Below are 24,079 nucleotides of genomic sequence, written 5' to 3'. Positions count from 1 at the left end.
TTCCGTGCAGGAAACACGGACTGAGGTAACCGAAGACATCGACGCCTGGTAAGATACGCCGCTCACACCGGCACCGACGTCGAGTACTTGACCCGCTTCAAGGCGAAATGCGACGAGGATGTCGACACTGCGTGGTGCGTCAGAATCCCTTGCATAAGCAGGCGTTCATAGTCCTGAACATCGGCGACGGCGACCCGCAGCAGATAGTCCCAATCGCCCGACATCGAATAGCATTCGAGCACCTCCTCGTGACTTTCCACGAAGCGCTCGAACTCACTTCTCGCGACCGGATCATGTGCCTTCATCCGCACTTGGCAAAACACGGTCAGACCACGACCAACGGCCTCGGGGCTGACTAGCCGTACAGTCGGCCCAAGCATGCCAGCTGCCTCTAGCGCCTTGATGCGCCGCCAGCATGAGGCGCTCGATGCCCCGACCCGCTCGGCCAAAGCGGCGTGACTGAGACTGCCCTCACTTTGAAGCAGTCTGAGAATCTTTCGGTCGACATTGTCGATTTCGGGCATTTTCATCGGAATCTCTCATTTCGCGACACGTACATTTCTCATGCTGCGACACTTCCGGTGAAACGATGCAGTCAGCACGGGTTTTGCATGGCGTTCCGTTCAAAGTAGCGCGGTTTGCCGGAGATGAAAGTCTGAATGGGGGAGCTTTATCAGAACGCGCTGGACTTGCCGCGGGTCATGCGCCGGAGGAACAGATGTCAGGCCGGCGCGCTGAAAAAGGCAAAATAACCCCATGCCGCTAGGAACAACGCAAGAATCGCCACTGCAAGCGCGAGCTTGCGAAGGCCTGGCCGCGGCGGCCGCGGCGGCTTGCGACGTCGGAATTGAATGACGTTATCGTTCACCTGCAGTTTCTCCTCGTGCCGCATCATACGCTGTTTCGGGCGCGCAATAGCAGTTGTCAAAGAGAAAAAGGCGCTCAACCCTTTCGGGGAGCGCCTTTTCTTTCCCGGACAGCGAACGCGACACATCCGGAGGACATGTCTGCAGGCTATCGATACGGGTGGTGAGCGCTAGATGGCATCGTTGCCGCCAAATATCAAGTCGGAACCCAAACTTTTTATAACATCCGTCGCTTAGCCCGCGTTGCACAGGCCGGCTTCGGTTGTCTGCTGCCTTTTTGCCTCGCCCGACGTGTCGGCCAATCCTCTTAGTCACGGCCCGACGCAAGCATGCGGGAACGGGTAAGGAAGCGTTTCTCTCGGCCGTTTTCGAGCGAGAACATGCCGCCGCGCCCCGGCACCACGTCGATGATCAGTTGTGTGTGCTTCCAGGCCTCGAATTGACTGGCGCTGATATAGACAGGGACGCCTGCGATCTCGCCGAGCTTGACGTCGTGGTCGCCGACAACGAAATCATCAGCCGGATAGCACATCGGCGATGAGCCGTCGCAACAGCCGCCGGATTGATGAAAGAGAATGTCCAGATGATCTTTCCTGATCTCCTCGATGAGTGCGATCGCACTGTCTGTTGCGGTCACGCGGGGCTGGTCATTATTCGTTGTTTCCATCACCATCTCTCCTGAAGCGGCCCGCTCCCGTTATGGGAGCGAACCGTTGACCGCGCGCAAACGACCGCTCTCAGAAGAAGCCGAGGGCCTTTGGGCTGTAGCTCACGAGCATGTTTTTGGTCTGCTGATAATGGTCGAGCATCATCTTGTGGGTTTCACGACCGATGCCCGACTGCTTGTAGCCGCCAAAGGCTGCATGCGCCGGATAGGCATGGTAGCAATTCGTCCATACACGACCGGCCTGGATGTCGCGACCGAAGTGGTAGCAGCGGTTGGCGTCGCGGCTCCAGACGCCGGCGCCGAGACCGTAGAGCGTGTCGTTGGCGATCTCGAGTGCTTCCTTTTCATCCTTGAAGGTGGCTACGGACACGACCGGCCCGAAGATCTCTTCCTGGAAGATCCGCATCTTGTTGTGGCCCTTGAAGATCGTTGGCTTGACGTAGTAGCCGTTGGCGAGCTCGCCGCCGAGATCATTGCGTGTGCCGCCCGCCAGCACTTCAGCGCCCTCCTGCTTGCCGATGTCGAGATAGGCGAGGATCTTCTCCAGCTGCTCGTTCGATGCCTGAGCGCCAATCATCGTTGCTGCGTCGAGAGGATTGCCTTGCTTGATGGCTTCGACGCGCTTGACCGCCCTTTCCATGAACCGGTCGTAGATCGATTCCTGGATAAGTGCACGGCTGGGGCATGTGCAGACCTCGCCCTGGTTCAGCGCAAACATGGCGAAGCCTTCCAGCGCCTTGTCCAGGAAGTCGTCATCCTCGGTCATGACGTCAGCAAAGAAGATGTTCGGTGACTTGCCGCCGAGTTCAAGCGTCACCGGAATGAGGTTCTGGCTGGCATACTGCATGATCAAACGACCGGTCGTCGTTTCGCCAGTGAAGGCAATCTTGGCGATCCGCGGGCTGGACGCCAGGGGTTTGCCGGCTTCAAGACCGAAACCGTTGACGATATTGAGGACACCCGGCGGCAACAGATCACCGACGAGTTCAGCCCAGACCAGCAATGACGCCGGGGTCTGCTCCGCCGGCTTGATCACGACGCAATTGCCGGCGGCCAGTGCGGGAGCTAGCTTCCATGCCGCCATCAGGATCGGGAAGTTCCAGGGGATGATCTGGCCGACGACACCGAGCGGCTCGTGGAAGTGATAAGCTACGGTATCGTGGTCAATCTCGCCGATCGAACCTTCCTGCGCGCGAATGCAGGAGGCGAAGTAGCGGAAATGGTCGATCGCCAGAGGAATGTCGGCAGCCATCGTCTCGCGGATCGGCTTGCCGTTGTCCCATGTTTCGGCTTGCGCGAGGAGCTCTAGCTTATCCTCCATGCGCTGGGCGATCTTCATCAGAATATTGGACCGCTCGGCGACCGACGTCCTGCCCCATTTCTCCCTGGCGGCGTGTGCAGCATCAAGTGCAGCATTGACATCCAGTTCACTGGAGCGGGCCACCTCACAAAGCTTTCCTCCGGTAACGGGCGTGATGTTGTCGAAGTAGCGCCCCTCGATCGGCTCGCGCCATTCTCCGCCGATGAAGTTGCCATATCTCGTCTTGAACGGCGACTCGACGATCTTCTGATGCAGCATTTGATCCTCCTCCTTGAAAGGGCCAGGTTCGGAGCGAACCGGTGAGAGGAAACTGCGCGAGTTTTACAACGGGAGAAAGTTACCCTGGAGAATACCGCAGTGCACAGTGTCGCACCCGTGCGACAGGCCAGCGCCAAGGCTGTCAATGCAGATTGAGCCGCTTGATCTTCCGGTGCAGCGTTGCCCGGCTCATGCCGAGCGCAACGGCAGCCTGAGACACATTTCCGCTTGAGCGGGAAAGGGCTCGCACCAAGGCTGCCCGTTCTGCCTCAACAAGATCCTCGTCCGCGGCAATGCTCTGCTCTTGAAGGGCATCGGCGGCGGGCAGCCCCGCCGAAATTCGCCGATCATCAAGCTGCAAGGCCAGTCGTGCGGCGCGGGTAGCGCCGAGGACGAGGTCATGTCGGTCGACAGCGAGCAGCGCTGCCGTTGGGTTGCTCGCCGCAGGCACCATGACGAAGCGGGATCCGGCAAAGGCGCTTCTGAAGAGATTGATTTCAATGCGCAGGGCCGCGTCACGAACCATCTGACCGAGGATACCCAACGTAACCTCGTTCACCTCGTCGCGACACGTCGATATGTCGAGCGCGGCGGCCAGTTGGCCACGATGATCCCTGATCGGCGCCGTTGTGCAACTCAGATTGATATTCGAACTAAAGAAATGCTGATCTCGCAAGATGGTCACCGAACGCTCGTCGGCAATCGCAGTCCCGATGCCGTTCGTGCCAATGCTCGCTTCGGTCCAAACGGAGCCGGTCCACAGGCCCAATTCATGAAAATGCCTATCATCGCCAGCCACACCGCGGCGTTCGAGCGCCACGCCGTTGTGATCGGTCAATATGAGGCAACAACCGCTCTTGCCCACCGTCGCAAACAAACGATCGAGTTCGGCCGACGCGTCGGCAATGAGTTTCCCGGAGGCTTCCCGAGCCTTTTTCAGCTCCTGTTCGGAAAGCCGAAGCGGCGCGCGCATTTGCTCCGGGGCGAGCCTGTGCATGGCAATGCACCGCCGCCAGGACGCGACGATGGATGAGTTGGCTACCGCCGAATCCCTTTGGGTACACGTGTAGACGTGCTCCGCATGCGCCGCGAGTTCACCCATTGGCTCCTCCAACCAATTGTGAGACCAATTTGGCGCAAAGGCGTCGCTTTGGCAATTCCAGGCTCGGGGAGGCAGGAGGTGATAGCCAAGATTGCAGGGCGCCAACTGTCGCAGTATTGCGACAGACAGCGATCACGCACCCGATGCGAGCGCCTGAGTGCCGTTGGCGCCAAATTCCGGTCTGCCAGGCGCCAGGTTCTTGATGCAGTTGGAAAATTGCGCGATAGGTTTATCGGTTGCGCGTGATCTATCGCCAGCGTAGCTGCAGCATATGGGATATCGCTTGCTTGAAAACACTTCGACGCCATTCGATCTCCGGCGTAGCCAGGCAGCGGTCCCGACACGATGATCGTCCCGGCATCAGTCCGGTCGATATCGCCGAGCACAATTCACGAACGACCCTGAGGTTGCTACGGCGCCGTGGTGCGCTGACACGTCAGGAGCTTTCCAGGGAGCTTGGCCTAACAGAGCCGGCCATCACCGGAATTGTCCGCCGTCTTGCGCTGGCGGGACTCGTCACCGAACGCAAGCGCTCCACGACCGCACACTACACTGCCGCCGAATTCGGATTGCGTGCCGAAGCTCGCTACTCTCTCGGCGTCCGTATCGGCAAGCTCAATGGTGATGTCGCCTTGGTGGATTTCGCAGGCAAGGTCGTTCGCCAGGAAGCTTTCGCGACGCGCGACGATCTTATCGCTGCGGTCGCCGATCTTCGCCGAACCGCTGGTCCTTCCAAGCTTGTCGGCTGCGGTGTCGCAACTTCGCCCGACACCTTCTTGGCTCGCCAAGAGATAGAAACCGTTCTGGCCGGACAGAGCGAGGCGCTTTTCTTCCTCGATGACACCGAGGCAGCAATCGAAGCCGAACGCGCGCTGGGTATCGGAGACCCCGAGGGCGGGATGGTCATGATCCTTACCGATTACACGGTTCGTGCAGGTCTCCTGATAGGGGGCAGGGTGTTCCGGGGCATCCATGGACGCGCCGGACATATCGGCGACATGCGCTCCGGGATCGACGGAGCCAGTCTGAACGATGTTGCAACGTTGCCGTCCCTGGAAGCTGGCTCAGCCGACGAGGACAGCTGGCTCGCGACCGCCGCCCGCCATCTGCACGAGGCGGTGCTCGCCGTTTCAGGCTTTATAGCGCCAGGTGCCATCCTCCTTGGTGGCGCCTTGCCCAACAACGTCTTGGATGCCGTGGTCGAGCGCATGTCGCAGGAACGCGACGACAAGATCCGCGACCTGGTCATTGCGCCATGGATCCAACAGATCAGACGCGCGACGTTTCCCTGGGCAGGTGTTGCGCTCGGCGCGGCCTTGCGCCCCCTGGACGCGATGGCGCTACCGGACACACGAGCATAAGCCTCAACGACAGTCCTGCCGCCCTACGCCGGTGCCAAGGTCGACGTCTGGGCCGGATGTCCGCCGAGCGGGTTGCGAACCCGTTGTGCCGGTTCGGCGGAGGGAAGCCCGAGCCGGTGCGCGAGCGCAATTGCGGCGGCGCCAAGTGCGGCCGCATCTTCCGATCCTGCCGCCCTGTGTAGCGACGGCGCCTGCGCACCGATGCGGGCAATTTCTTCGTGCACATAAAGGAGGAGTTCGTCGATCAGGCGAACCGGAAAACGGCCACCTATAAGTACCCCCTCAGGGTCGACGATCATTCCTATGTTGACCACCGCTTGTGCAATCTTGACGCTCACCTTGCGCAACCATGCGCTTATGAGATTGCGGCCGGTCTCATCAAGCTCCAGGAGATCGGAGGGCGTCCTCGCCTTAACCCCATTTCGCTGTAGATAATCAAGCAGGATGAAGAGCGAAAACATCTCGCCGAGCGGTTGGGTGCTGCCGGCATAGGGTCCCTCATCAAAGACAACAGGCAGCCAGCCGATTTCTCCCCCGATACCACTGGCTCCCTTGTGGCGAACACCGTCGATCACCAGGCTGCCGCCAAGGCAGGCATTCGCCAAAATGTAGAAGAAACTGTCGATTTCAGTGCCAAGGCCATATTCGATCTCGCCGAGCGCAGCAGCATTGGCATCGTTGTCGATGAAGACGGGATGATCGGAAAGTGCCTCCAAAGCGCCGCGTACGTCATAGCCATTCCAACGCCGATACTCCGTGGGAAATCCGATCACCGGCACCTCGCCAAGCCAGTCGGGGATGGCGAGACCAATGCCTGCGAGCCGGCTTTCCTGAATGATCTTGCGACGACGAAAGGACGAGAGTGCGTCGCCCACGAGCGCGACGAAGTCGTCTGGCAACAGAAAGCGACGCTCGTGGTGGATGCGCCCACGTACAGTGCCGACGGCATCCACAGCAACGATCGTCAGATGGTCGCGATCGATGTTCGCCCCGATCGAGAAGACGCCGTCCGGATCGATCTCCAATTCAATGGCCGGCTGCCCCCTTAAACCGTGTCGCCGCCGCGCCTCCATAATCAGGCCTTCATCGAGCAGCCGCTCGACAATTCGCGTCACGGCCTGTTTGGTCAACCTGGACTGCTCGGCCAGTTCCGTGCGTGAGATCGGACCACCACGATGGATCGCGGAAAGGATCATGGCCCGGTTCGCGGCTGCAGCCTGCTCCGTGTTCGAGCCCGACACCAACACCTTCAATCTCCCTTCTGCATCGCCCAACCCAGTCTCAAGCGACACTATGTGATCGGCTCCAACAGGAAAAGGGGCCATTGCCGGCCCCTTTCTCATCATCCCTTGATTCAAGCCTTTGAAATTCTCCAGCTTTTGACCTCAAAGGGTTTCAACCCCGTGGCGGGCGTTTCAGCCATCGGCTCTTCCAGGATGCTGACCGCTCCCTGGTTGCGCCAGTTGGACGGGAGCTTCAGCTCAAATGCGCCGCGCCGACCCGCCGGTTCGTAGACGCGCACGATCAGCCCGTCGCCTTCTTCGGCGGCCTTCACGGCCGAGAGTGCCGCATCGATGCCGGTTGCCCCGAGCGGCTGCCAGTTGCCGATCGCACGTCCTGCCACAGGCGCCGCCAAGAGCGGTTGGTTCAGGTCTTCGGCTTCCTCCCGGATCCCGCCGTCATACCACGTCCCTTCGTGCGGCATCAGCGCATAGGTGAATGTCTGCACTCCTTCGTCGGCAAGCGGATCGGGATAGATCGGTGAGCGAAGAAGCGACAGACCAAGGACATTTCCCCGAACGCTGTGCCCATATTTCGCGTCGTTTAGAATGGCGACGCCAAATCCCGGTTCCGACAGGTCGGCAAATCGGTGGGCGGGCGCCTCGAACATGGCGGCATCCCAAGACGTGTTGGAGTGCGTCGGCCGTTCGACCACGCCATAGGCGCATTCGCAGGTTGCCCGAGCATTGCGAACGGCCACGCTCGTTTCTGTGCGCAAAAACGCGCGGCGATCATGCCAATCGAGTTCGGTTTCGATATCGAGACGCCGCGCATTGGCGCCAAGCGACAACACTTGCGTGATGCGTGAATGCCGCCACGTTCTCACGATCCTGATCGCCACCCGGTGTGGCCCGCTCTCGATCACCTCGAGGCTATCGAGTGCGGTGATCTCTTCTGCGCGCTGGGCGTAGTCTTCCTCGACGTCCCAGGCATCCCAGTTGCGCGGTTTGTCCACCGGGTAGACGAAGAGGCGATTGCCACCACCCTCTAGCGCTTCGCGACCAGTCGCCTTGTGAACAAGGCTGGCGATCGAACCATTTTTGGCCAAGGTGACCTTCAGAACGGCATTTTCCAAATGCTCACTGCTGACGGAAAGGCCAGGCGTGGGCTGCAGCGACTGGGGGGCGACGACAGCAATGCCGAGCGGCGCGATTATCGCCGCGCAGGAGACCGTTTTTCCATCGGGAAGCGTCAGCTGCAGCGGACGTGCCGACAGCGACGGATTGACAACGAGTACGTTGTCGCCCGTGCCAGCCGGCAATTGCCCGGCGATTGCTTCCATCGCCTTGGTCTGGGCCGTGTTCGCCGCGGCGATGACGGCCTCGAGTTCATTGGCGGCATCGACGTAGACTTCCGCGATGGACGAGCCCGGCAGGATATCATGGAATTCATTCTTCAAGACGACCCGCCACTCCGGCTCCATCGATTTGGGTCGGTCGGCTCCCATCAGATGCGCAAGTCCAAACAGCGTCTCGGCCGTAATGAGGCTGCGTTCAGCTTTGCGATGCAGTCGCTTTACGACGCTCTGGCTGGTCAGGGTCGCGCGGTGCAGCTCAAGATAGATTTCGCCGCGCCAGGTTGCCAGATCCTTCTCCGTTGCGCGCTCATGCGCGCCTTTGAAGAAGTCGTGCACCTTCGTCCACCGCGCCTTCGGTAAGGTGGGAAATGCCCGCAGTTGTTCTTCGCGGACGATCATCTCAGGCGTGACGCCGCCGCCGCCATCCCCATACCCCACCGCGAGCAGGGTCGTGTCGTGCTTGTCCTTGTCCTTGAAGTTCCGCCAGGTTGGCACAAAGCAATCCGGTCGAACGAAACCATTATAGCCATGCATTGGGTTATCGAACGTATGGGTAAGAACCCGGCTGCCATCCAGGCCCTCCCACCAGAAGAGATCGGATGGGAATTTATTGGTCTCCGACCAATTGACCTTGATGGTGAAAAAGCTGTTCATTCCGCCCTGGCGTAGCAGCTGGGGCAGGGCGCCGGAGAAGCCGAAGCAATCCGGTAGCCAGCAAACATTGTGGCGAACACCGAACGTCTTTTCGAAATAGCGCTGTCCGTAAAGAATCTGCCGGCTAAGGCTTTCACCGGTCGGCATGTTCGTATCAGGCTCGACCCACATGCCCCCCACTGTCTCCCACTGTCCCTCTCGGGCACGCTCGATAATGCGCTCCAAAAGTGTTGGATCGTCCTCCGCAATTTGCGCGTAGTAGTGAGCAGTCGACTGATTGAAGCGAAAATCGGACGACTGTTCCATGAGAGAAAGTGCGGTATGGAAGGTGCGGCGCATCTTCCGCCTCGTTTCGCCATAGGGCCAGAGCCAGGCCAGATCGATGTGCGCGTGTCCCGTCAGCGCGATCTCGCCCTGCGGCGGGAACCGTTCCCGCAGTCTCTTCAGCCGCGCAAGCAGCGTCTCGTAGGCAAAAACCACGCTGGCGCGCTCGGCCTGATTGAGCCCCTCCGGTGACGCTTCCAGCGGTGGCAATTGCCAGATCTTTTGCTGCATCGGGGAAGGGGCGGTGCGCGCCACGTAGGCTGCGGTTGCCGACGGCCATTCCAATCCACGCATCGTATCCTCGGCGATATCGAGCAAGTGCGGAACCACCTCATGCTGTTCGAGAATATCCACTGCCTCGCAGATCTGGCGCAGAAGCAGCCAAAGCTTGTCGACTGCCGTATCCAGCCAGATCAGCGCTGCGCGCTCCAGCTTCGGAACGCGCACCGGCTCCCCGAACGGCAAGCGAGCCACCGTCTCCGATGCGATCTGGACATTCCGCGAAGGGAGGAGGAATTCCCGGTGATATGGATCGAGGCCAAGCCTCTTTTCGTTCCCTGCCTCATCGGTGATCGTGAGCAGGCTTTCCCCGCCGAGATCGAGCGAAAGACGAGCGTCTTCCAGCGGCCAATGGCCGGGCAGTTTGGCAGTCGCCGCAAAATGAACGGTACCGTCGCTGCGCGGCCAGGGTGCGCCGATGGCAATCGGCTCTCCGCCGAATGTCCAGCCGTCGATCTGGACGGTTTCACGCGAGCGCCAGTATTCGAGTTCCGCGGAACGGACACGGATGCGTTCAAGGCGTTGGAGCAGCGTAAGCGTCATAGTGATATCCTGCGATTTGAAACAAAGATCAGCCCTTGACGGCACCTGCCGTCATCGCGCCGAGGATGAGCCGTTGAAGGGAAAGGAAGGCGACGATCGCCGGTACGACCGATACCAGGCAGGCCGCGGCCAGGAGTTGAATGGAAGAATCGTTCTGCGTTCCGGCATATTGGAAAATGCCAACGCCGATCGGCGTCAGAGATTCCTTGCTGATAAGCAGAAAGGGTACGAGGAACTGCGACCAGCCAGCAATCACGGTAATGATGAAGGCAGATGCAATACCGGGAGTCGATAGCGGCAATATGATCCGCCAGAAAACCGCGAAATGGCTGCACCCATCGATGAACGCCGCCTCGTCGAGGCTGCGAGGAATGCCGTCGACGAAGCCCTTCAAGATCCAGGTTACCATCGGCACCGCAAGCGCGATATAGACCATTGCCGCGCCGAAATGGCTGTCTGTCAGACCGATGGCCGCCATGTAGCGATAAAGCGGCACCATGATGACGAGCGGCGAGATCATCTGGAAGGCGAGCAGGACCATCATCCATGGGCCCTTCCCGCGGAACGGAAAGCGCGAGAAGGCGTAAGCCGCCGGCAGTGCCACCACCAGGCAGCCGATGGCGCTTGATGTCGACAGGATCAAGGCATTCCAGAGGTATCCGGCAAACTTGTCCGAGGACAGGATAGTCGCGAAGTTATCCAGGGTAGGGGCTTTGGGAATGAACCGACTGACGCCGAGAAACACTTCCTTGCGCGTCCTGAGCGCCAATGAAAGAAGCCAAAGCAATGGCCAGGCAAAGAACAGGAACGTAGCAGCCAGAAAAATGTAGCTGAACAGATCGCCGAGCCTGTCTTCTCTCGAAGTTTTCATACCGGCTCTCCTCGTGGAAGGAAGCGCGCGTAAACAAGCGCCAGGCTGAGACTGATGACGAGCATCAGGATCGACAACACAGCGCCGGCCGCAAGGTCGTAGTTTCGGAACACGACATTGAACGTGTAGAGCGAAAGCACTTCAGTTGCTCGTCCCGGCCCGCCGCCCGTCAGCGAGATGATGGCGTCGAAGGTGTTCAGCGTCTGGATCGTGATGAGGATCATGTTGACCAGGATCGCGGTGCGCAGTTGCGGCAGGGTGATGTAGAACATGCGTTGCCGTGCATTGGCGCCGTCCATCTCGGCAGCCTCGTAGAGCTCGGGATCGATCGCTTTGATGGCCGCATACATGACAACCATGGAGAAGGCCGTCCCGCGCCAGACATTGGAGATCACGACGGACCACATGACCATGGCGGGATCGGAGAGCCACTGCACCGGCGCAGCCCCCACCATCCGTAGCAGGCTGTTCAGGCCGCCGAAGGGCGCCTCGTTGAACAGCATCTTCCAGATAATGCCACCGGCAATGCCGGGCACGACCCATGCAACGAGCGCCGTGGTTCGCACGATGGTCGATCCAAACAGGCCCCGGTTCTCGCTGCGCACGACGACCTGAGCGATGAAGAACCCGAGCACCTGTTGCGCGACGACACTGGACGCCGTGAACACGAAGGTGACCCATAGTATCTGGATAAGTTCGGGTTTGGATAGCGTATGAATGATCGTCTGCAGCGTATATTGCTCATCCGTACCGACGAGCGAAATGTTCGTGAACGCAAAGCGGAACACGTCGAGCAGCGGATAGAGGTAGAAGACGCCCAGCACGAAAATGAGCGGAACAAGCCAGGGCAGGGGCGAAGGATTGCGCCGGCGCAAGGTACCTGCGCCAAGCCTTTGGGGACGTTCGGCCGCAATGCTAGCATTCATCATCGATCAATCCGGTCCATTGTCCTTAAAGGATGCCGCCAGTCAGAGCCGGCGGCGCAAAGGAGGGACTTTGCGCCGCCGATCGATCCCTCAGCTCCGCTTGAAGGCGCTGAGGGAAGCACTGAAGGCCTCGTCAACGGCAGCCTCGGTCGCCTGAGTACCGGTCAGGACTTTGCCCATCATGATCTGGATCTGGTTCGAGATCTCCGGATAGACAGGCGCCCCAGGCCTTGCTTGGCCGACCTTCAAGGCTGCAGCGAATGTCTTGTTCGCGTCGCTCGAAAACACCTCGTACTTATCGTAGAGATCAGCACGTGTGGGAAGCTGCTCCTGCAGTGCGTTGGCCGGCCCCATGTAGACCTCGCGCGCGAGATCGGCGCAGACCTTGACCTTGGCGGGATCCTTGCTGAACGCGGCGACGGTCCAGCCACCAGTACCAGTCGAGCGCTGATCTGCCGTTGGTCCTGGAAGCGGCGAGAAGCTCCACTTCGCAAATTCGTCCGGATCAAGTGCCGTCTTCAACTGGGCATACTGCCAGTTGCCGCCGACGAAAAGCGCGGTCGTGCCGGCTGCCGCGGCCGCATTGAAGTCGTCGTAATTGCCGATTGTTGCTACGCGCTTCGGCGCTGCCCCGGACTCGACGAGGTCGCGGTAATAATTGACGGCCTTGATGAATTTCTCGCGATTTTCGCCCTCACCGAATATCGGCTTGCCTTCGTCGTCAACCAGTTTGCCGCCCTGCGCCCAAAAATTCGCTAGCCAGTCGAAGGTCGTTCCTTCATAGCGGCTGCCATTGAACAGAACACCTTCCATGCCTTGTTCGACAGACGACAATGCTGCCTTCTTCAGGTCATCCCAAGTCTGGGGAGCATCTGGAACGATTTCCTTGTTGCGATAGAGGACGCGCAGATCCGTCGACCACCACCATGCATAGATGTTGCCATCGGTGCCGGTTATGCCATCGCGGATAAATGGGAAGAGTTGCGCGATCTCATCCTTGCTGAAGTAGGGCGAGAAGGACTGCAGTACACCGGCCTTCTTGAACAGTGGCAACACGAAGGAATCGACCGCTGCGCAATCGGGAGCCGAACCGGACTTCGCCTGCTCGAGCATGCGCGCCTGCTCCTGCCCGATGTCACCCGACATCATCTGCAGTTCGATCTGCCAATCGGGGCGCTTGGCAATGAAGTCGTTGAACAGTTTGCTATAGCCCTGAGCATAAGCCGGCTCGTTGTTGCGTGGGCCGTCCGTTGTCATGCGGAAAACCATCTTGTTTGGCGCATCGGGCTTGCCGACGATATCACCGGTGATGGTGTCTTGAGCGATGCTGAGCTGTGGCAGTGTGAAAATCGTGCTGGCAGCAAGCGCAAGCGTAATTGCCTTCTTCCTCACCCTATTTCCTCCCTGAACAGGATCCAGGCCGAGCTCGTTGCCTCCACACATCGAGCATCTCGGATCCGAAGATTAGATTAAGTCACTTTCTTTTGGTGTCAAGGTGGTGGGCGTCGTCCAGCGCGCAATAGCGCAAGAATTTAAACGCTGACGTGCATACGTCGCTATGCCAATCGAAAAGTGCTCGTAATTTCAATCTCTGCCTGCGCGCAACGCGCGTGTCACGATGAAGTCACAACACGGCCCGCCGCGCCTGTGCTTTAACGTCACGGGGTGGAATGAATAGGAAGGCACCATGACGCGTGTCACGCGCTGTTATGGTGACAGAGATGTGAATGCCGATCATTTATAGACGCATGACCCGGGACGAGGCGCTGCAGAGCGCTGACATCATCGTTCAAGCCTACGCCAAGCCGCCTTGGCACGAAGAATGGTCCATTCAGAACGCCATTTCCCGCATCGACGAACTGACAACGACGCCCATGTGCCTAGCCGTGGCAGCGTTCGACGCAGAAGGGCCCGTCGGCTTTGCCTTCGGCTTGCCGCACACGTCTGTGATGGGTCGCGGGATTCACGTCGCGGAAATTGCAATACGGCCACAGTACCAGCGCTCAGGAATCGGTTCGTGCCTATTGAATCGATTGGAGGAGGAGGCGCGCATCATGGGATACGTGCACGTGTGGCTCGTCTCTCGCAGTACCGGCGGCGTTGCGGACTACTATGAGAGCAATGACTATCAGCATTCTGAAAAGCTCTGTGTCTACTCCAAGAAACTGACATAGGCCGGCGCATGACGCCGGCCTATCCCGCAGTCCCCTCAATAATGTCAGTTCAGGCAGATCGCCCCTTTAGACGCTAGCACGTCCGCCAAACCCTCATGCGGACCGTCGCCAATTTCACGCAGAACTTCATTCAGCGCCATCCCAAGACAGTGCATCGCCCCCACCAGGTCGACGTCTTCGGCCGCGTATTTTGCGTAAGCGATCATGCGCGCCAGTGCGACGAGTTCGTCCAAATCGTCGGAAGATCGCTCACTGCTACCCAGGTCGATCGGTCTGTTCGCCGATGCTGCACTCATTTTTGTTCTCCCCTCGAACGGGGGAGAGAATATTCAGCATACGCGCAAAAGGCCCGTGAAAAACACGTGACACACTTTATTGTTGCATTTCATGTGCTGGCCGACAAATTACAGCTTTTCCGGCAAAATAAAGGTCTCATTGAACTGCCATGTAACTTCAGCAGGCAGAGAGTGATCATCCGCAGCCCGAACGGCCTCGATCAGGGCGAGAGCGTCTGCCCGCTTCTGATCGACCTCGCTCGATCGAAGCAGCGACAGCAATTGCTGCCTATCTGCTGCGGGAACATCGACATTTGCCACGATTGCTCGCCATGTCCGCATCTTGAAGAACAAATTTGCCGCAGCCGCCTCAAGCGCCATGCAAAGCCCTCGCGTCAAGACCTGATGACGCTCAAGCTCATCGAGAGTCGCCCTGACGTTGACCAGCGGTACAGTCAGCGCCTTGTATCCAAGTTCTTCCGGTCCATGCAGCAACGCAACATCTGAGTCGTCTACTGTCGCAGCTGTCGCATACTCGCTGTAGATGCGGCCAATGCCGACCATACCGAAAACCCCGCATTCAACCGCCCGCAATGCGCCCATGCTTGCGGCGCCGAACACTCGAACCTGCCGCGAAAGCGCATAAAGGATTTCCTTGTGCCATACCGACGCGATGTATTCGAAACCGCCATCGACGACGCCAATTACACGGGCGCCCCTCCGTACGGCGGCCAAGACGTCGCCTTGAACGGCAGGCGGGCATATGGTGACCTCTTTCCCGACAAAGAGGGCGGCATCCGGGAGGCTTGGCCCGACAAAGACGACCTTCATGAGAACACCGCCTTTGCAACCGCGCGAGCGCCAAAACGACGCGCCCGCGCGCCTTCGGGATTTTCAAGATTCGGAACGAATATTTTGACAACGTGAAAGGGAAGCCGCGGATCGCTGAGTGGCAGCGCGATGACGGATGTGATCTGTCGGTCACGTAACGCATCGAGGACCTCCGCCAGGTGCGATCTGACCCCGTGCCGCTGCGAGGGCACGTTTTTGGTACGAGTAACCGGCATGGCATCGAGGGCGCGCAAGGTCTCTGCGGGCACAGGCCACTCAAACGCTTCCGGTGATAAGTCGTCGCGTGCGCCGCTGATATAGGTGACCCTGGATTGAACGGCCTCGGTTATTGCCCGTATGGCCGCCCGGAAAGGTGAAAGATGCGCGCCGCTGCCTCCAGTCACTTCGACAAAGCGGATGATTTCCTTGCCTCGCTTCGCAGGCCCGAGGATGGCGGTAAAGCAGGGGACAGCGATATCACTTGTCATGTCGAACAGGCGCACGGCGAGCCCTGCCGCCTCGATCTTTCGAACAAGTTCGTCCACCACCGGATCGCTGAGGCCCAGCGGATCGATACAGCGGTCAAGCCGATCCTCTTCGCTGCCGATCTGCCAAAGACAATAGGCATCGCGTTCAATACGCTCAAGCACCCCATGCAGGATTGCCTCCTCCTGCGTGTTGCCGGAGGCAAGACCGTCAGAAGACATCCAGAAGCGGTTGCGTCGCGTCCTGTCCAAAAGCGCCGCCTCGAATGGGACATAAATCTCCCGATCCGTCAGCAGCTCCCTGCCGCGCGCCCAGTCGATCTGCTCGTCCGGCCGGATGTCCTCCTCCTGGTGGCCGATCAGGCAGGAGAGCGTATCGAACGACAAGCCCGCCGCATGAAGATCCTGAGCCGACGTGCGCAACGTTGGAACGGCCGGTCTGTTGGCAACAACACGCTCCAACGCCTCCATGACGGCCGAAGCCTTGGCATCGTCATCGGTCAATCCCTTGCCCTGAGCGATTACGATCGACCGCCCATTTGGCACGTAAGCACACCACACCGGTATGCCGATGTTGTCCAGGCCCGTATGCCGAGCCACCCGCGTTATACCGAAATCCGCCAGCAAGGGCCCGGTGCGGGCAAGGGTTTCAGAGGGTGGGATCGTTCGATCGCAATAGGCAGCCAGCTCAATGGCGGTCAGGGTGCGGCTCGAAGTGACCGGAGAACGCCGCCTTCGCTGTAGAGACCGCAACCGCGAAGTCCACCTTTTTGACGAGGGTGGCACCCGCCTTGCGCAGGTCCACGACCTTCGCCAATTCACCGGTTGGCGTGAGTTCCTTGACGGTCCCCGCATCGAGGTCGGCAATCCAAAGTTTCGCATCCCCTGCAATGCCAAATACAACTGCCCTTGACATGATGTTTCCTTTCGTTGGTGTCAAAATCCAGCTTTCAAAAGCCCCTCTCTGTAGAGATCCTTGTGCCATTGCTCCTTCATGGGGATGAGGGAGAGCCATTTTTCCACATCGAAGACCGGGTTCAGCGTTTCCGCACGCTGCCGATAGAACTGTGCCCGCCTGCGGTCGCCGATCATGGCGCAACTCGCAGCCGCAATACGGTAAGCCGGCGCCTTGTCCTTCATGGCTTCAACATAGGCAATGGCGTCGTTGTACTGCTCAAGGAAGTAGCTGGCGCCTGCGGCACACCAAAGATAGCTGTCCGGCGAGATAGGATTGAGTGACATCGCCTTCTGGATCTTTGCCAGCGCTTCCTTGGGACGTGAGGCATGCACCAGTGTGTCGGCGTGGCTGTAGATCACGTCGGCGAAATGCGGGCTCAATTCCTCCGCGTGACTGAGCGCTGCCACGCTCTGATCGACGTCGCCAAGATAGAGTTTTGTCACGCCGAGTTCACGGTGGCCGCCGGCGAAAACCTCGTCCCGCTCTATTGCCTTCAATGCGTTCTGCTCAGCAAGATCCAATAATTCCGCGTTGCCTTGCGCGGTCACCAGCCACTCGCTGGTATAGGTCCGTGCCAGGCCGGTAAACGCGGGCGAAAAATCGTGATTGTATTTCAACGCCTCCTTGAAGGCGGCTCTCGCCCTACGAATGTGCGGCAGGGTCAGCTTGCCCATCAGGCTCGCACCCACAAGATAGGAATGATAAGCTTGCGGGTTGGCCTCCAGGCTGAGCCGGGCTTTCTCCCTCCTGGCAAGCTCATCCACGACAGATGATGAGAGGTTTAGAGCAATCAGTCGCCGCTGGGTCGGCAGTGTTGCCGCGGTCATGGGAAAGCGCGTCGCCCAGATGATTTCGTCGGTCGGGAAGTAGACGAGCTGCGCGTACAGGCCTTCGCCTGAAAGTCTCGTGTCGAGGAGATAGGAGATCGAGTGGCGGGCAATAGCAGCCGCTTTGTCAGAGTCCCGCCGGATTTGCTCTGCGGTGTGCGGCGCAACGATGGAAACGTTCCTGAGAGCACATAGCTCGATCGTGACATCCTCTATCAGCGCGGCGGCAAGCGACAGCCCCACAACACCGCTTTGTGAGGTCGGAGGAAGCAAGACCAGTCGCGGCAGGGTCGAAGCAGGCCGCTGCTCCGGCTCGCGGCGGCTTGCGCTCCGTGCCTCCGCCGGGACCACATAGTTTGCTGTCTCGCCTTCGCTCGCAAGCAGTACGCCCGGGCCGGCAAAGCCCGGCAGCCCGCGGAGCATCGCCCGAACCGGCTCATCAGTCGGATCCTGCTCGAGAAGCAGCAGCGCCGCGCCGGACACGGTTCGGTAGTCATCTGCACACTGTGCAGATTGCGCAGCCTCGATGAGTATCTGGCGCAACTTGACCCTATGGCTTCGCTGCTCCCGTGCGATCCAACTGTCGATCGCCTTGCTTACTGATCGGACATTGCCTGCAAAATCGCGCTGAAGCAGATCGCTGCACGCTTTCAGCCCGTTCACTGCCGGCCCCGGTTTATCCAATATCTGCACATCGACGGTGAGGCGGTGCGCGCGCAGCGCCACTGACGTCGCGGTGATTTGCAGCGGCGCGGTGTCACCGTCATCGATCTGGCGAATGCGGGAAATCAGCTTTCGCAAATTGAGGCCGGCCTGATCAGGCTCGGCCTCCGACCAGAGAAACGCCGCTACCTCCTGGCGAGTGAGCGCGTGGCCCTTACATGTGAAGAGATACGCCATCGTCAACAGCGCCTTGGCGGGATATCCCACGGCATTGCCTGCCTCGTCCGTCAGACGCAGTTCGCCAAATGTTTGGAGATGCAGCACCCGCTATCCTCGTGTTTCGTCCGCATGATCCCAGCGCTCATACTCATCCGCGACCGACTGCGTGGAGCCGAGGCTCCGTGCAAGTGCAAGCAGCTTTCGACGAATATTCGGATCTTCGATCGCAATGAAGGCCCGTGTCAGCGCCAGTCCCTCTTTTGAAGCGATGAAATGCGCGACTTCATCGGTATCCGCGCTCAAACGCAGGCCGGCGGCCTGCGACTTCCCCTCGTCGAAAAAGAACCCAATGGGTACGCCAAGGACCTCCGCAATCCGCTGCAGGCGGCTGGCTCCTATGCGGTTGACACCTTTTTCGTACTTTTGGAGTTGTTGAAACGTAATGCCCAGCGATTCCGACAGGCTAACCTGGCTCATGCCAAGTAGCTTTCGCCTTAACCTGACACGCTCACCCACATAGGCATCAATAGCGTTTGGAGTCTTGGCCTTCATGGCGCCCCCCGTTTCCTCGTGTCAGACTAGCAATATGATGACTTTCGCACAAAATACAACCGAGAGTAAATTTTTTCAAGAAACTAATCACAGGCGCGACTATATTTTGCTATCATGTTGCGAATTTACGCGTGTTGTCGAAATGCAGCCAAAACTGATGCGTTGAGACGGCAATATCGCCCGATCAGATTACCGACCTTGGGCGGTATATATTTTGACTGTTCCATTCATGGTGGTGTCACGTCGATTTCACAAGCCTTTCCCAATTTCAGTGACTATGTTCGAGGCACGGTTAAGTTGAAGCCTTGGCGACCCTAGCTCCCGCGGAGACTAGGGTCCGCAATGCCTTTTCGCTGAACTGATCGATGGGTGGGGTGTCATTCGACAGCGTCTCGGTTGTCACGGATTGGTGCGCTGCTTAACCAACATCAGCATTCAACGCACATCAAGAACGTGTGCCGTATCGACCGGAGACAAGGGCCATGGAATTACGTCCTATCATCATCAGCCACGCCGACAGTCTTTCCGCCTGCCGGGAAAAAATTGAGGAAGCCGTATACCTGATCATCCAAGGCGAAAAACTCGTCGGCTTCACGTCGACCGAAATCGCCATGGCAATCGCGGATATTGCGGACGACTATATTCTTGCTGCCTCCAGGAAGCGCACGGCAACGCACTGATCCACGTCCGCGCTGCGTCCGATTCCTCAGGGGCGTTCAACCGCGCCCCATACGGGATAAAGCGATACGCAGAGGTTCATCCGACACGAAAATCAGACCGCCGTAAGGGTGAGCCATATCGTTGACGATGAAGACCGCACCTCCGACGGACACCGCGCAGACAACAATGATCGATATAACGGTGCCGTTATAAGGCGACAAAAGGCCGAACGTGAGAAAGATCACAATCAGCCAGAATGTCAGTACGACTAGGAAGGCCGTCGGCAGCCCCTCGTTGCCCGTCTCGAGAACCAGCCAATGCGCCTCTGCGATAGCACCGCTGATGTCCAGCGCACGTGTCTTGAGCTGACGGTGTACATCGTCCTCGGGCGTCAGCGCCCGCAATATCGTCTGGACCGGTTCAACGCCGAGATCATCCCCCGCTCTCGTCCCGATGGCCTCGCCGGCAGCGCCTCCCCAGCTCTGGTTGATGCGCGTCTCGACGAGATCGGCAAGCCTTTTGCGTGCCTGAGCCGTCTCAGGGCCGTACTGTGCCAGTACTCGGTCAAGGAGAACGAGGCGAGCGGCCGATGTCTTCAGCTCGGTTTCGGCATCGTCGAAGGCCGTCTTGGCGGACGCAACCAGAAAGCCGAGCGCGAGTGCTGAAAGAGTGCCGACGACTGCGGTGGCGAGCTTGATGGCTTCCTTGGAGTCTGGGGACAGGTGATGACCAGGCAGGCGTCGGCTGATCCGCGTGCCAAGCAACGCCGCCCATCCCAGCAGCAGTGCGATAATGCATCCAGTTTCAAGAGCTGTCATGATGGAGTTCGCCTGTTTCGGCGCCATCGAACTGAAATGATTGGATTTCGTCAAGCTCGCTCGTCGCCATTGGGCCTTGCCTGCGGGCAATGCTGAACAAACTCGCTCTATATTCGCGTCCCGTCGCCCCGCTGACTGAGACCGTCAGCGGCCTATCCTTCATAATCCGCTGCAAGTCCGAAGGCTTCGGAGAGGGAGCGAGCCAAAGCGCGACAAACATACGGGAGCCTCCCCAGAGGGAGGCTCCCGCTTTAAAATATGCTTACTGCTGTGTCGTGCCGCCCGTCGAAGGGGTGGCCGGGGCTGGCGTTGCCGGCTCGCTGGACGGTGCAGCCGGTACCACCGGCGGCTTCATCGGCTGAGATTCAGTCGTCGAAGCGGTCGGGTTGGGGTCGGTACCTGGCCGGCCAAACCATTCCGTAATCGCAAACGCCGCGACAAGTATCAGCGCGATCGCGGCAACCCATCCAATCCACGTGCTCGAGCCACGGCGTGGGGGGGTGCGCAGGTCAGGTTCTGTACTGGGGTTGCGGATGGGATCATTGGGGTTGCGGATGGGGTCATTGGGGTCATACGTCATGTCGTTTCTCCTCTCTGCTGGAAGAGAAATGAATTGTGCCCAAGTTTGTTCCCGACGTGTGGGGCAGGTGCCTTGAGAGGTCGACCGCTCAGCATCGCCCACCACGCAAAATCACTGCGGCTCTTGATCGTGATTGTTTCGGTGCTCATGTCACTTTCTTTTAGACATTCTTCAGCATCTGCTGGCAGAGTGCACCAGCGCGTCGAGTTGTGCGTACGCGTTACCTCATCCGACTGGAGCGATCGAAAGCGCGCCAGCAACCAGTCATCAGTGGAAAAACCTTCTGGATCAGGACCGACGTTGGCTGCTTCATCGGCACCTGCCAATCGGAATACTCTCCATGATCGATGCGTCAAAAGACTGGCCGGGCGGCCGCCGGCCAAAATCCGCCTAGGGATTTAAACCACAGCCGCATGACGGGCTGGTGGAAGGTCACGGGTGACAAGCGCAAGCTGTTTGCGCTGGCTCAACCGCATGTCGCGTGTCAAAGTGGCGACTACAACCGCAAACGTGGCAAGGGTCGCGGCGTCAGCAGGGGTGACACATGTCGGTGATACAGGTCCCGGGACTACTATCCCTTACCATCGCAATTCTCGTATTCTTCGCTGGCGCCAATCTCAACCGTTTAATCCCAATCCTTGTCCACTGGAGCATTCCGGAAGCGGTCACTGGGGGCCTTCTGGCGGCGCTTGCGACGCTCATCGCCTATGAGTTCTTTGGCGTCGAGATCAGTTTCACGCTGGCCGCGCGGGACATGCTGCTTCTCTACTTCTTCACGGGTGTCGGGCTGAATGCCAGGCTGTCCGATCTGGCGGCAGGGGGAAAGCCCTTCCTCATCCTTCTCGGCATAACGCTGGTCTTCCTGGTCATCCAGAATCTTGTGGCCATCGGCACCAGCAACGTCCTCGGTCTTCCGCCAGGCACTGCAATATTGCTCGGATCGACGTCCCTGATCGGCGGACATGGTACGACCATTGCCTGGGCTCCGCTCATAACCAACCGTTTCGGTCTTACGAACGCGCTCGAGGTTGGCATTGCCAGCGCAACACTTGGCCTCGTCATCGCCAGCCTGATCGGGGGGCCGATCGCACAGTACCTGATCAAACGCCATCGCTTGAGCGCTCGCGCAAACGAGGAGCTGACGATAGGTGTGTCACGCGCAGCAACAAGCAGCCATCACGATGACGTCAGTTACGTCAGTCTGTTGCGAACCCTGCTTGTAACCAATCTTGCTATCCTCATCGGCTATGCCTTGCATGAGATCATCGTCGACGCCGGCATCAATCTTCCGCTGTTCGTCGTCTGCCTGCTGGTCGCAATCGTGATGACGAATACGGTCCCGTTCGTGGCGCCGAACCTGCCTTGGCCGACGCGCACCCGCGCGCTCTCGCTCATATCCGATCTCTCGTTGAACGTGTTTCTAGCCATGTCGTTGATGAGCATGCAGTTGTGGGGCCTGAGTGGGCTTGGTCTCGCGCTCGTCATAGTGCTCGCGATCCAGACGATCGTCGCCGTAGTCTACATCCTGTTCGTCGTGTTCCCGGCAATGGGGCGCAACTATGAAGCCGCCGTGATTTCTGCGGGTTTTTGCGGAGTCTCGCTCGGCGCTACTCCCACAGCGATCGCAAATATGACCGCCGTAACCAAAATCCATGGGGCGGCAACGATCGCATTCATCATCCTGCCGCTCGTTTCGGCATTCTTTATCGATCTGGCGAACGCAGCGGTTCTTGGCTTTCTTGTTCGGTGAGTTTGCGCTCTCATTGGTCGCAAATTGGCGGCATTCCTAAAGAAACATTCAGCCGGATGTTGGCGCGGGCTGTAGGGTATACCCGAACGATTTTGCTCTTCGCTCGAGATTGGTGAGGACGCGTCGACGGTAATTCTCCTCGTATGGACATACGTTATGTGACGGGGTTAGACACCACCAAAATTCCGACGGCCTCTCCTCTCCAGCGCCCACTCTAGCACACCGTTTCTATCCGCCGCAGGCGGGACCCCGACCCGCGAATGGTTATGTAGCAAATGCCACCAATTCGGTGGTAGTCAATCAAGTCGCTGGTTGATGACTCCTACCGGCCCGCAGTGATGATGACCGCTGTCGGCCCATTGCAGACGTGCACTCCGCTGCTGTGGAAAGCGCAACAATGCGGACCATGGAGCATGTGCCACAAACCGTCGCGAGCGATTTAGCTCGGCGCGTTGCACGCTGGCTGTCAGTCTCTTAGACTGGCAGGAACTCGGTCTTTCTCTTGATCAAGAGCGCTCGGCACTTTGAACTCATTCGGTCTGGTTTGCCGGATCAGGGTGCATCCGGCCCGATAACGGCACCGGCGTGACCGGCACCCGTGGCACTGACAGTCAAGCTGGCAAACGCGATCTCGCCATCGGTAATGTAATGGTTGACCTTTCCGGTGTTCAAACGTGAGCCAGATTGGTGCCGCGCGACCTCCCCGATTACTTGCTTTGCCCTCAGTTCATTGACTATGTAGTCGCGCTCGGCGTTCGTATCGGAATCGGTCTTATGTGTGACTTGGAATGTCAGCCAAGTCAGAGAAAGCCCGGTATCTCTGGTGCCGGCCCCAACCCATAGGACCCGCTCCTCGGGCGATGGGCTGTCGGTATTCAACCAGAAGCTCGCCGCGCTCATGTCGTCCTCGGAATGGGCAAGACTAAGGGCCCAGAAACGGATGTGATGGCGCTTGCGGGGGCTATCGTCGATGGGCTCCTGGAATCCTATGTCCTGCCGTCGTCCAAAGAGATAGAAGGTGCTGAAAGGTGCGGTGGGATAGGCAGAGTTCATCAGGAAAGCGCGTATCATTCGCAACGAGCTTGCGATCCCCAAATGGTCGGCCGTGGACCAGCCCGCCGTTGCAAAGGCCTCACGGAGCTGTTGAAGATTGCCGACGAGGACGAAATTTATAGGATCGCCGGGCAGGCCATCAGCCGTGATCGTGTATCTGGGGATCAGCCCCCGATGAAGAACCTTCAGAGACAGTCGGACGACGTTCGGAAGAATGACGTAAGCAGCCAGGCCATAAGTGAGGCACACCGCAACGAGCCATGGAAACCTGTGGTCCGCAGTATCGAAAACAACGAAGACGATCAGCCAAACGCTGAGTACACCCAGACAGAAAACCAGAAACCTCCGGAAAAGGCGCGTCAGCAATCTCAAGACACAGTCTCCTCGTCTGGCGTCTGATGGGCTGGCAGTCGCCCTCGCTGTTCGTCACCGGGATTTTAGCACCCGAGAAGATGCAAATGATAGCGCCGCCGTCGCTCATTGT

At 58.9% G+C, this 24,079-nt stretch carries 23 protein-coding genes; 4 read left to right on the top strand and 19 right to left on the bottom strand.

All coding sequences use genetic code 11. From position 1 onward, the window contains the following. Positions 1-62: 62 nt before the first annotated feature. The 4 genes from K9B32_RS20095 to K9B32_RS20080 all read right to left on the bottom strand — a co-directional run bounded on the left by K9B32_RS20095 (position 63) and on the right by K9B32_RS20080 (position 4,214). A complete protein-coding gene (locus K9B32_RS20095) occupies positions 63-530 on the bottom strand; it encodes an Lrp/AsnC family transcriptional regulator (protein ID WP_007800464.1) in 468 nt (155 codons plus the stop codon). 643 nt (positions 531-1,173) lie between these two features. Then, complete coding sequence (locus K9B32_RS20090) at positions 1,174-1,533, bottom strand: DUF779 domain-containing protein (protein ID WP_224565339.1); 360 nt, start codon at positions 1,531-1,533, stop codon at positions 1,174-1,176. A 70-nt stretch (positions 1,534-1,603) separates the two neighbouring features. Continuing rightward, the gene (gene adh / locus K9B32_RS20085; protein WP_224565337.1) at positions 1,604-3,112 is read right to left on the bottom strand and encodes an aldehyde dehydrogenase; all 1,509 of its coding nucleotides are present in this window, start codon (positions 3,110-3,112) and stop codon (positions 1,604-1,606) included. Positions 3,113-3,254: 142 nt separating this feature from the next. After that, positions 3,255-4,214: a helix-turn-helix domain-containing protein gene (locus K9B32_RS20080; RefSeq protein WP_224565336.1), complete on the bottom strand. Its 960-nt coding sequence runs from the start codon at positions 4,212-4,214 to the stop codon at positions 3,255-3,257. A 287-nt stretch (positions 4,215-4,501) separates the two neighbouring features. Between K9B32_RS20080 and K9B32_RS20075 the strand changes: the two genes are divergently transcribed. Further along, the gene (locus K9B32_RS20075) at positions 4,502-5,575 is read left to right on the top strand and encodes an ROK family transcriptional regulator (RefSeq protein ID WP_224565334.1); all 1,074 of its coding nucleotides are present in this window, start codon (positions 4,502-4,504) and stop codon (positions 5,573-5,575) included. A gap of 23 nt (positions 5,576-5,598) precedes the next feature. Here K9B32_RS20075 and K9B32_RS20070 read toward each other — a convergent pair whose 3' ends face one another. The 5 genes from K9B32_RS20070 to K9B32_RS20050 all read right to left on the bottom strand — a co-directional run bounded on the left by K9B32_RS20070 (position 5,599) and on the right by K9B32_RS20050 (position 13,193). Next, positions 5,599-6,771: an ROK family transcriptional regulator gene (locus tag K9B32_RS20070; RefSeq protein WP_224565413.1), complete on the bottom strand. Its 1,173-nt coding sequence runs from the start codon at positions 6,769-6,771 to the stop codon at positions 5,599-5,601. Between the two features lie 158 nt (positions 6,772-6,929). After that, a complete protein-coding gene (locus tag K9B32_RS20065) occupies positions 6,930-9,953 on the bottom strand; it encodes an alpha-mannosidase (protein ID WP_224565332.1) in 3,024 nt (1,007 codons plus the stop codon). A gap of 28 nt (positions 9,954-9,981) precedes the next feature. Next, entirely contained in the window at positions 9,982-10,824 is an 843-nt protein-coding gene (locus K9B32_RS20060; RefSeq protein ID WP_224565330.1) for a carbohydrate ABC transporter permease, read from the bottom strand. Next, on the bottom strand, positions 10,821-11,753 hold the full coding sequence (locus K9B32_RS20055; protein ID WP_224565328.1) for a carbohydrate ABC transporter permease: 933 nt from the start codon (positions 11,751-11,753) through the stop codon (positions 10,821-10,823). The genes K9B32_RS20060 and K9B32_RS20055 overlap by 4 nt, the downstream gene beginning before the upstream one ends. A gap of 87 nt (positions 11,754-11,840) precedes the next feature. Next, positions 11,841-13,193 carry an extracellular solute-binding protein gene (locus K9B32_RS20050; RefSeq protein WP_007801471.1) on the bottom strand — a complete coding sequence of 451 codons (1,353 nt, stop codon included), beginning with the start codon at positions 13,191-13,193 and terminating at the stop codon, positions 11,841-11,843. Between the two features lie 284 nt (positions 13,194-13,477). On the opposite strand from K9B32_RS20050, the gene K9B32_RS20045 reads away from it, so the two are divergent. After that, entirely contained in the window at positions 13,478-13,924 is a 447-nt protein-coding gene (locus K9B32_RS20045) for a GNAT family N-acetyltransferase (RefSeq protein WP_224565326.1), read from the top strand. A 44-nt stretch (positions 13,925-13,968) separates the two neighbouring features. On the opposite strand, the gene K9B32_RS20040 is transcribed toward K9B32_RS20045, so the two are convergent. The 6 genes from K9B32_RS20040 to K9B32_RS20015 all read right to left on the bottom strand — a co-directional run bounded on the left by K9B32_RS20040 (position 13,969) and on the right by K9B32_RS20015 (position 18,734). After that, the gene (locus K9B32_RS20040) at positions 13,969-14,220 is read right to left on the bottom strand and encodes a hypothetical protein (RefSeq protein WP_224565324.1); all 252 of its coding nucleotides are present in this window, start codon (positions 14,218-14,220) and stop codon (positions 13,969-13,971) included. Positions 14,221-14,328: 108 nt separating this feature from the next. After that, entirely contained in the window at positions 14,329-15,030 is a 702-nt protein-coding gene (locus tag K9B32_RS20035; protein ID WP_224565322.1) for a TfuA-like protein, read from the bottom strand. Continuing rightward, positions 15,027-16,178: a YcaO-like family protein gene (locus tag K9B32_RS20030; RefSeq protein ID WP_224565411.1), complete on the bottom strand. Its 1,152-nt coding sequence runs from the start codon at positions 16,176-16,178 to the stop codon at positions 15,027-15,029. The genes K9B32_RS20035 and K9B32_RS20030 overlap by 4 nt, the downstream gene beginning before the upstream one ends. Positions 16,179-16,203: 25 nt before the next feature. Continuing rightward, the gene (locus tag K9B32_RS20025; RefSeq protein ID WP_224565320.1) at positions 16,204-16,431 is read right to left on the bottom strand and encodes a hypothetical protein; all 228 of its coding nucleotides are present in this window, start codon (positions 16,429-16,431) and stop codon (positions 16,204-16,206) included. A gap of 20 nt (positions 16,432-16,451) precedes the next feature. Continuing rightward, positions 16,452-18,287, bottom strand: coding sequence for a peptide antibiotic resistance protein (locus tag K9B32_RS20020; protein ID WP_224565318.1), 1,836 nt, complete (start codon positions 18,285-18,287; stop codon positions 16,452-16,454). 3 nt (positions 18,288-18,290) lie between these two features. Further along, a complete protein-coding gene (locus K9B32_RS20015; RefSeq protein WP_224565316.1) occupies positions 18,291-18,734 on the bottom strand; it encodes a helix-turn-helix domain-containing protein in 444 nt (147 codons plus the stop codon). 482 nt (positions 18,735-19,216) lie between these two features. Here K9B32_RS20015 and K9B32_RS20010 point away from each other — a divergent pair, with 482 nt between their 5' ends. Continuing rightward, positions 19,217-19,414 (top strand): hypothetical protein, encoded by a 198-nt coding sequence (locus K9B32_RS20010; protein ID WP_224565315.1) that lies wholly within the window; start codon positions 19,217-19,219, stop codon positions 19,412-19,414. 36 nt (positions 19,415-19,450) lie between these two features. On the opposite strand, the gene K9B32_RS20005 is transcribed toward K9B32_RS20010, so the two are convergent. From K9B32_RS20005 to K9B32_RS19995, 3 genes are all read right to left on the bottom strand, one after another. After that, positions 19,451-20,212: a DUF4239 domain-containing protein gene (locus K9B32_RS20005; RefSeq protein WP_224565313.1), complete on the bottom strand. Its 762-nt coding sequence runs from the start codon at positions 20,210-20,212 to the stop codon at positions 19,451-19,453. Positions 20,213-20,474: 262 nt separating this feature from the next. Beyond that, entirely contained in the window at positions 20,475-20,792 is a 318-nt protein-coding gene (locus tag K9B32_RS20000; protein WP_224565311.1) for a hypothetical protein, read from the bottom strand. After that, entirely contained in the window at positions 20,789-21,118 is a 330-nt protein-coding gene (locus tag K9B32_RS19995; protein WP_224565309.1) for a hypothetical protein, read from the bottom strand. The genes K9B32_RS20000 and K9B32_RS19995 overlap by 4 nt, the downstream gene beginning before the upstream one ends. A 218-nt stretch (positions 21,119-21,336) precedes the next feature. Here K9B32_RS19995 and gltS point away from each other — a divergent pair, with 218 nt between their 5' ends. After that, positions 21,337-22,542 (top strand): sodium/glutamate symporter, encoded by a 1,206-nt coding sequence (gltS, locus tag K9B32_RS19990; RefSeq protein WP_224565307.1) that lies wholly within the window; start codon positions 21,337-21,339, stop codon positions 22,540-22,542. A 552-nt stretch (positions 22,543-23,094) separates the two neighbouring features. On the opposite strand, the gene K9B32_RS19985 is transcribed toward gltS, so the two are convergent. Then, positions 23,095-23,967 (bottom strand): LssY C-terminal domain-containing protein, encoded by an 873-nt coding sequence (locus tag K9B32_RS19985; protein ID WP_224565305.1) that lies wholly within the window; start codon positions 23,965-23,967, stop codon positions 23,095-23,097. Between the last annotated feature and the right edge of the window lie 112 nt (positions 23,968-24,079).

Source organism: Rhizobium sp. 3T7, assembly GCF_020166565.1.
In the GTDB taxonomy this organism is placed as follows: domain Bacteria; phylum Pseudomonadota; class Alphaproteobacteria; order Rhizobiales; family Rhizobiaceae; genus Rhizobium.
The sequence above is the reverse complement of the archived record's forward strand: the minus strand, read 5'-3'. Positions and strand labels throughout refer to the sequence as shown.